Origin of the sequence: Methylobacterium sp. CCH7-A2 (assembly GCF_001557075.1) — a bacterium.
In the GTDB taxonomy this organism is placed as follows: domain Bacteria; phylum Pseudomonadota; class Alphaproteobacteria; order Rhizobiales; family Beijerinckiaceae; genus Allobosea; species Allobosea massiliensis.
In genome coordinates this window covers 19,806-27,292 of sequence record NZ_LSKN01000130.1, presented here as the reverse complement: position 1 = coordinate 27,292, position 7,487 = coordinate 19,806, and the positions used below count along the sequence as shown (strand labels likewise).

Genomic DNA, 7,487 nt, shown 5'->3' with positions numbered 1-7,487 from the left:
TCTCGATCATGACGATGGCGGCGTCGATCATGGCGCCGACCGCGATGGCGATGCCCCCCAGGCTCATGATGTTCGAGCCGAGCCCGATGTACTTCATGGCCGCGAAGGCTATCAGGATGCCGACTGGCAGCATCAGGATGGCGACGAGCGCACTGCGCAGGTGCAGCAGGAACACGATGCAGACGAGCGCCACGATGACGCTTTCCTCGATCAGCGTCGTCTTCAATGTGTCGATCGCCGCCTCGATGAGCTGCGAGCGGTCATAGACGGGAACGATCTCGGTGCCGCTGGGAAGACTCCCGGCAACTTCGGAAAGGCGCTTCTTGACGTTGTCGATGACGGTTAGCGCGTTGGCTCCGAAGCGCTGCAGGGCGATGCCGCTCGCGACCTCGCCCTCGCCGTTGAGTTCGGTGATGCCGCGGCGTTCGTCGGGCCCGATCTCGACGCGGGCGACGTCGCGGAGGCGCAAGGGAATGCCTTGGCTCGTCTTGAGGACGATGTTCTCGATGTCCTCGACACTTTTGAGATAGCCACGGCCACGCACCATGAACTCGAACTCAGACAACTCGACGGTGCGCCCGCCGACATCGGCGTTGCTGCCCCGGATCGCCTCCCGTACGCGCGCGAGCGGGATCCCTTGCGCCCGGAGCCGGCTCGGATCGACGACAACGTTGTACTGCTTCACGAAGCCGCCGACGCTCGCGATCTCGGCGACCCCTTCCGCCTTCGCGGCGGCAAAACGGATCACCCAATCCTGGATGGAGCGCAGTTCCGCGAGCGTGCGCTCCTTCGCGATCACTGCGTACTGGTAGACCCAGCCGACGCCGGTCGCGTCCGGGCCGAGGCTCGGCGTGACGCCCTGGGGCAGGCGCTTCGTCGCGGCGTTCAGGTATTCGAGCACGCGCGAGCGCGCCCAGTACGGGTCCGTGCCGTCGTCGAAGATGACATAAACGAATGACACGCCGAAGAAGGAAAAGCCGCGGACCACCTTGGACTTCGGCACCGTCAGCATGGCCGTGGTGAGCGGAAAGGTGACCTGGTCCTCCACGACCTGCGGCGCCTGGCCGGGGTATTCCGTGTAAACGATGACCTGCACGTCGGAGAGGTCGGGGATGGCGTCGAGCGGCAAGGTCCGGAGCGCATAGAGCCCCGCTGCAACGGCGAAGACCGTCCCGACGAACACCAGGAGCAGGTTGCGGGCCGACCAACTGATGAGGCGCGCGATCATTGCGGCTTCTCCTCGCTCGCGGCCACCATGCTCTGCAGCGCTGCCTTGAGGTTGCTTTCGGCGTCGATGAGGAAGTTGGCCGCAGTCACGACTTGGTCGCCTGCTGCAACTCCCTGCCGGATCTCGACGACGCCGTTTCCGCGGGCGCCCACCTTCACCTCGCGCGGCTCGAAGCGGCCCTCGCCCTTGTCGAGAATCACGACCTGCCGCATGCCGGTGTCGATAACGGCGCTGTCAGGCACGGCCACAACGGGCTGATCGGAGCCGGTCGCAATGTCGACGTCGCCGTACATATCGGGCAGCAGGACGCCGTCTGGATTCGGGATCTCGACGCGCACGCGCGTCGTGCGCGTCTCCTTGTTGACCTGCGGATAGATCAGGTCGACCCGCCCCGTGAACGAGCGCCCGGGCAGGGCATGGGTCCGCATCGTTACGGGTTGGCCGAGCCGAACGGCGCCAAGATCGTGCTCCGGCACGTCGGCCAGCACCCAGACAAGCGAGAGGTCCGCGATGCGGAACAGGACATCGCCTGAAGGAGCGCGCATGCCGTCGATGGCCGTGCGCTCAAGGACGACACCGTCGCGGGGCGCTGGCCAAGTGATGGTCAGCGGCACTTTGCGCGTGCGCTCGATCTCCGCGGTAACATCGGGCGGCACGTTCAGGTTCTCGAGCCGGCGCCGGGCTCCATCGGCGAGCAGCGGGCCGGAGCTCGACGGCTGGACCACCAAGGACAGGTACTGGGCGGAAGCGGCCGCGATCTCGGGCGAGTAGAGGCGCATCAGCGGCTGCCCTTTGCGCACCCGGGCGCCCGTGGTCACGGGCTCAACTTTCTCGATAAAGCCTTCCGACCGGAGTGCGACGACGGCGACGCGGCGCTCGTCGAGCTGGACGGACGCCGGCGCGCGGACCGGCCGGGTGACCACGCGTCGTTCGACGGCCTGCGAGCGCACGCCCGTGCGCTGCAGCTTGCCTGGGCTCACCTTAACGATCGACCCGTCGTCCGCTTCGCCTTCATAGACGGGCACGTAGTCCATCCCCATCGAGTCCTTCTTCGGGACCGGCGAGGTGTCGGGCAGACCCATCGGGTTGCGATAGTAGAGGACCTTCTTGGCAGGCTCCGCGGAGCCCACGGCAGCCGCGCCGTGGCCCGCGTGAGAGGCAGATTGGTCGATTCTTGCGCTCGCGTCACCGCCGGTACGGACGGGCAGGTGGTCCAAGCCGCCGGCAGCCGAATGTTCGGCAGGATGAACGGGGTGGCCGTCGGAGCCGCCGCCGAAAACGACCGAGCCCGCCGGGGCCGAACCTTCGTCGCGGCCAAGCATAGGGATCAACCAAGTCGGCGCCCAGCTCGGCAAGGGCCACCCCGCCTTGCCGATGGTGTAACCAGTTCCAAGCGCGCCAACGACGGTCGCGAGGACGAATGCAAGCCTGACAAGCCGCCCGACGGTGCTTCTCCCTCGCAGACCGCGGTCGGCCGGATCGAACGCATGGAACGGAGTGACCTGGTCCATCGGTTACCGCCTTTAAAGGAGCTAATTCTGGACTGTTGCCGCCTTGCCCCTTGGGGGCGAGCTGCACACGACGGGTGACCCGACCAGAGCGCGATCCGAGATCGTGAGATCCCGAGACGAACAGATCGCCGTCGCCGCCGAAGCAATTTCCTAGCGCCGCGCCAGGACAGCATCCTTGCGCCAGATCAAATCGGCTCTGAAACCCTGTGGCGGCTCCTTGCAGCGGCACTACGCGTGGAGATGCCCAGGCGAACAGGTGCCGAAGAGCGAACAACGGCTCCGGACTACTGCTTCGACGGCTTGGCTGCAGAAGGCCCAAAACACGCAGCACAAGCCGTTCCATGTGCTGCGACTCCGGGATACTTGCTGGAGCTTTGTGTCTCGATGGCGGAGCTCAAAAGCAGATGTGCCCGTTACCAGCCACCTCGCGATCGAGCCGTTTCGACTAGCTCACGGGTATGCTCTGCTGGAATGCAAGGGTTGCTTCCTCGCGTTCATGTGCCGCTGCCTCTTGCCTACAAGCGTCTGCACCACGAGTTCAGCGCTATGTCTGATGCGCTTTCTGCTCCGGCTGCCGAGCCGACCCGACGCGACTTCCTCTTTATTGCAACCGGCGCTGCTGCGGCCGTCGGTGCGGGCGCGGCGGCCTGGCCCTTCATCGCGTCGCTTGCGCCTGACGCGGAAACCGTCGCCTCCGGTGCGCCCGTCGAACTCGACCTCGCGCCGATCGCGGTGGGCCAGATCGTCAAGGTCTTCTGGCGCGGCAAACTGATCTTCGTCCGTCATCGGACCGAGAAGGAAATCGCCGAAGCGCGCGCGGCGCCGCTCGAGGCCTTGATCGACCCGCAGCCGGATCAGGCGCGCGTCAAGGAAGGCCATGACCAGTGGCTCGTCGTCTACGGCAACTGCACGCATCTGGGCTGCGTGCCGCTCGGCCACCAAGGCCAGTACGAGGGCTGGTTCTGTCCCTGCCACGGTTCGCTGTTCGACACCTCGGGCCGCGTGCGCCGCGGGCCAGCGCCGATAAATCTGCCGATCCCGCCCTACACTTTCGTCTCCGACACGAAGATCCGGATCGGCGAGGCCGCATGAAGTGTCACGCGGCGGGGCTGGTTGTGCCCCGATCTGATCCAGATCAAGGGAGCCGCGCGCCGACGCGGTAACGTCGTTGCTGAGAGGCGGCCCGACGGCTGCTGTAAGACCAGCGGCGCCAGCCCGTCCATAAGAGCATCGGCGATGAACGACGACGGCAAAGACGAGAAGAGGTCGGACAATCCGGCGGGTGAGGCGGCTCAGGCCGCCAACGCGGCGGTGCGCCGGGTTCTGGTTGAAAGCTATCGCGACCTCCTCGGCTTCCTGCAGCGGCGCTTAGGCGGCGAGAGCGAGGCGGAGGAGGTCCTTCAGGCTTTCATGGTGCGCGCCATCGAGCGCGCCGGGGACCTGCGCGACGTGCGCTCGGTGCGCGGCTGGCTCAGCCGACTCCTTGCCACCGCCATCGTCGACCATCAGCGCCGGGCGATCACGAGGCGGCGGCGGGAAGTGACGATGCCGACGGACGAGATGGATGTCTTCGCGGTCGAGCCGGATGCGGAGATCGACAAGGCGGTGTGCGACTGCCTCTACAAGCTTCTTCCGACCCTCAAGCCCGAGCACGCCGAGGTGATCTGGCGCATCGACCTGCTCGGCGAGCCCCGCGACCGGGTTGCGGTCAGCCTCGGGACGAGCGTCAACAGCATCACGGTGCGGCTGCACCGGGGGCGCCAGGCCCTCAAGAAGCGCCTCGAGGAAATGTGCGTCGTCTGCGTGGAGCAGGGCTTCCTCAACTGCGGCTGCGACGAGGTGCCGGCACCGTCCGGCGCACACCAGCAAGGCGCCGCCGCGCCAGGGAGCAAGGAGGTTCCATGACCCAATCCCATGAACACTCGGTCAAGCCGAACGCATCGGCTCGCGTGGTGAAGCTCGCGTTGATCGGCTTTCTCCTGATCGGGGCGTTCTATCTCCTGACCGAGCACCAGGCTCACCTGTTCGGGGTTCTGCCCTGGCTCGTGCTCCTGGCCTGCCCGCTCCTCCATCTCTTCATGCACGGCGGGCACGGGCACGGCCGAGATGAGGGATCCGCGGGCGACGGCCCGCCGTCTGGCCACCGCCCCTAGAGCGACAAGCGAGCCCCATGACCCACGATCTTTCCTCCTACGGACTCTGGAGCCTCGTGCTCCTCAATTCGGCGGTCTTCATCCTGTTCGCCTTCAGCTTCTTCAAGCCCCGGACGACTCGAGACTGGCGTTCATTTGGCGCGTTCAGCGCCTTCCTGGTGGCGTTATTCACCGAGATGTACGGCTTCCCGCTCACCATCTACCTGCTCTCGGGCTGGCTTCAGAGCCGCTTTCCGGAGGTGGATTGGTTCTCGCATGACGCCGGCCATCTCCTGGAAATGCTGTTCGGGTGGAAGGCCAACCCGCATTTCGGGCCGTTCCACATCCTGAGCTTCGCCTTCATCGGGGGCGGCTTTGTCCTGATCGCAAATGCCTGGCGCGTCCTGCACACCGCGCAGCGTGCCGGCATGCTCGCGACGAGCGGCCCATACGCCTCTATTCGCCACCCGCAGTATGTCGGCTTCGTGTTCGTGCTGTTCGGCTTCCTCCTGCAATGGCCGACGCTGCTGACGCTCCTGATGTTCCCCGTCCTGGTCGTCATGTACGTCCGGCTCGCGAGGGCGGAAGAGCGGGACGCTCTCAACGAGTTCGGCGATGCCTACCGCCGTTACATGACCCAGGTGCCAGCCTTCGTGCCACGGTTCGAGAGCCTCTGGCGTAGTGCGCGGGCGGACCGCAGCTCCAAACCCGGAGCTGAACGTCTGTAAGGCTCAAGGACGGAGGACGACGGCTGGGTAGCAGTGAGACAAGCAGGCGCTCCACAGCCGTTGCAGTCCTCGGCATCTCTTAACGACACACGGATCCACGATGGAAGCGCTCTCCCTAGCAACAGTCAAACGTCAATCGGAACATGCGGCGGCTCGTCCATCGCAACCATTGACGCTGCGCCCGAAACCCGCAGCCGCCTCCCAGCATAACGTTGCACCAGCTTCCAAGACCTCCGCCCCTCTGGAAGGGCTAGAGAACCTGCTCGCCTACCAACGCGACGTGTGGGAACGAGCAATCCTGTTCTGGGATGCGCTTCGTGAGCGCGCCGACAACATGCTTGAGCATGAGCGGCTCGGATTGCCGCCCCTCCTGGATTTCCGGTCCGAGACGGTCCTAGACGCGCGCACGTTCGAGCGTCCGGCCAACTACGCGCTGCTGCGCATTGTCGAGGCGGAATCGGCCGATGCCGAGCACTGCATCGAGGAGGGCAAGCCGCCGGTCGTCATCATCGATCCGCGTGCCGGCCACGGACCCGGCATCGGCGGCTTCAAGCGTGAGTCCGAGGTCGGGATGGCGCTCAAGGAGGGTCATCCGGTCTACTTCGTGGTGTTCTTCCCGGAGCCCTGCCGCGGGCAGACGCTGGCCGACGTGTTGCACGCGCTGCGCCGGTTCCTCGAGGCGGTCGCCGCCCGCCATCCCGGCACTCCGCCCGTCCTCTACGGCAATTGCCAGGCTGGCTGGGCGGTCACGCTGCTGTCCGCCGACTGCCATGGCCTCGTCGGTCCTACCGTGCTCAACGGCTCGCCGCTCTCGTACTGGGCCGGCGAAGCGGGCGTGAACCCGATGCGGCTCTCCGCGGGCTTCCTGGGCGGAGCCTGGCTCGCCCACCTGATCTCGGATCTCGGTGACGGCCGCTTCGACGGGGCCTGGCTTGTGCAGAACTTCGAGAGCCTGAAGCCGGAGGCGATCTGGGAGAAATACGCAAACCTGTTCACCCGGATCGACAGCGAGCGCGACCGCTTCCTGTCCTTCGAGCGCTGGTGGAACGGGTTCTACTTCCTGAGCCGCCACGAGATCCTCGCCATCGTCGAGAACCTGTTCATCGGCAATCAGCTCGAGCAGGGCCTCTTCCGGATCTGTGAGGGCTGCACCGCCGATCTGCGCCGCATCCGCAATCCGCTCGTGATCTTCGCCTCCTACGGCGACAACATCACGCCGCCCCACCAGGCGCTTGGCTGGATCCCCGCGGTCTACCGGGACACCGCTGACCTGAAAGCGGCCGGACAGCGCATCGTCTATCTCACGAATCCTCACGTCGGCCATCTCGGGATCTTCGTCTCCGCAGGGGTCGCCCGCTTCGAGCACCGCGCCATCCTGGAGAGCCTCGGCGAGCTCGAGGCGCTCGAGCCGGGGCTCTACGAAATGAGGATCGACAACCCGACAGGCGATCCACGCTGCCACAAGCCCCACTATTCGGTGAGCTTCGAGCCGCGCCAAGTCGAGGATCTCCGCTTCGAATACCCGCGAGCCGCGTTCGAGCAGGTGAGGGCGGTCTCGGAGACCACGGAAGCATTCTATCGCACCATCGTCAGCCCGTGGATGCAGGCGCTGGCCAATCCCTGGACGGCGACGGCGGCGAAATGGCTGCATCCGATGCGCACGAGCCGGTATCTGCTCTCAGGATCGTTCAGCCCGTGGATGCACGGCATTGCGGCTGCGGCGGACGCCGTGCGCAGGAGCCGGCACCCCTTACCCGACGACAATCCGGCTCTCATCGAGGAACGCGCGTTGATCGCCCGTACGACCGGGGTGCTGGAGGACGCCCGCAAGCGCCGCGATGCGGCCCAGGAGGGGCTATTCGGGCGCCTTTATGGCGCGGAACCTTGA

7 protein-coding genes are annotated in these 7,487 nt (G+C 66.0%); 5 read left to right on the top strand and 2 right to left on the bottom strand.

The window, feature by feature from the left end; genetic code table 11:
- Together AX750_RS11390 and AX750_RS11385 are read right to left on the bottom strand one after the other, a co-directional pair.
- A partial coding sequence (locus AX750_RS11390; RefSeq protein WP_197432812.1) for an efflux RND transporter permease subunit occupies positions 1-1,228 on the bottom strand: 1,228 nt, incomplete at its 3' end.
- Positions 1,225-2,739, bottom strand: coding sequence for an efflux RND transporter periplasmic adaptor subunit (locus AX750_RS11385; protein WP_066733991.1), 1,515 nt, complete (start codon positions 2,737-2,739; stop codon positions 1,225-1,227). The genes AX750_RS11385 and AX750_RS11390, both read right to left, overlap by 4 nt.
- Before the next feature lie 546 nt (positions 2,740-3,285).
- Between AX750_RS11385 and petA the strand changes: the two genes are divergently transcribed.
- The 5 genes from petA to AX750_RS11360 all read left to right on the top strand — a co-directional run bounded on the left by petA (position 3,286) and on the right by AX750_RS11360 (position 7,487).
- A complete protein-coding gene (gene petA, locus AX750_RS11380; protein ID WP_066733989.1) occupies positions 3,286-3,831 on the top strand; it encodes a ubiquinol-cytochrome c reductase iron-sulfur subunit in 546 nt (181 codons plus the stop codon).
- 144 nt (positions 3,832-3,975) lie between these two features.
- Positions 3,976-4,644 carry a sigma-70 family RNA polymerase sigma factor gene (locus AX750_RS11375; RefSeq protein WP_066733987.1) on the top strand — a complete coding sequence of 223 codons (669 nt, stop codon included), beginning with the start codon at positions 3,976-3,978 and terminating at the stop codon, positions 4,642-4,644.
- The gene (locus tag AX750_RS11370; protein ID WP_066733985.1) at positions 4,641-4,892 is read left to right on the top strand and encodes a DUF2933 domain-containing protein; all 252 of its coding nucleotides are present in this window, start codon (positions 4,641-4,643) and stop codon (positions 4,890-4,892) included. Before AX750_RS11375 ends, AX750_RS11370 begins: the two co-directional genes overlap by 4 nt.
- Before the next feature lie 17 nt (positions 4,893-4,909).
- Entirely contained in the window at positions 4,910-5,599 is a 690-nt protein-coding gene (locus AX750_RS11365; protein WP_066733983.1) for an isoprenylcysteine carboxylmethyltransferase family protein, read from the top strand.
- Between the two features lie 100 nt (positions 5,600-5,699).
- Positions 5,700-7,487 carry a DUF3141 domain-containing protein gene (locus AX750_RS11360; protein WP_066733981.1) on the top strand — a complete coding sequence of 596 codons (1,788 nt, stop codon included), beginning with the start codon at positions 5,700-5,702 and terminating at the stop codon, positions 7,485-7,487.

Bases quoted from the DNA above. Each gene is read 5' to 3' on its own strand.
- AX750_RS11375 (WP_066733987.1), top strand. From the start codon at position 3,976: ATGAACGACGACGGCAAAGACGAGAAGAGGTCGGACAATCCGGCGGGT.
- AX750_RS11370 (WP_066733985.1), top strand. From the start codon at position 4,641: ATGACCCAATCCCATGAACACTCGGTCAAGCCGAACGCATCGGCTCGC.
- petA (WP_066733989.1), top strand. From the start codon at position 3,286: ATGTCTGATGCGCTTTCTGCTCCGGCTGCCGAGCCGACCCGACGCGAC.
- AX750_RS11360 (WP_066733981.1), top strand. From the start codon at position 5,700: ATGGAAGCGCTCTCCCTAGCAACAGTCAAACGTCAATCGGAACATGCG.
- AX750_RS11385 (WP_066733991.1), bottom strand. From the start codon at position 2,739: ATGGACCAGGTCACTCCGTTCCATGCGTTCGATCCGGCCGACCGCGGT.
- AX750_RS11365 (WP_066733983.1), top strand. From the start codon at position 4,910: ATGACCCACGATCTTTCCTCCTACGGACTCTGGAGCCTCGTGCTCCTC.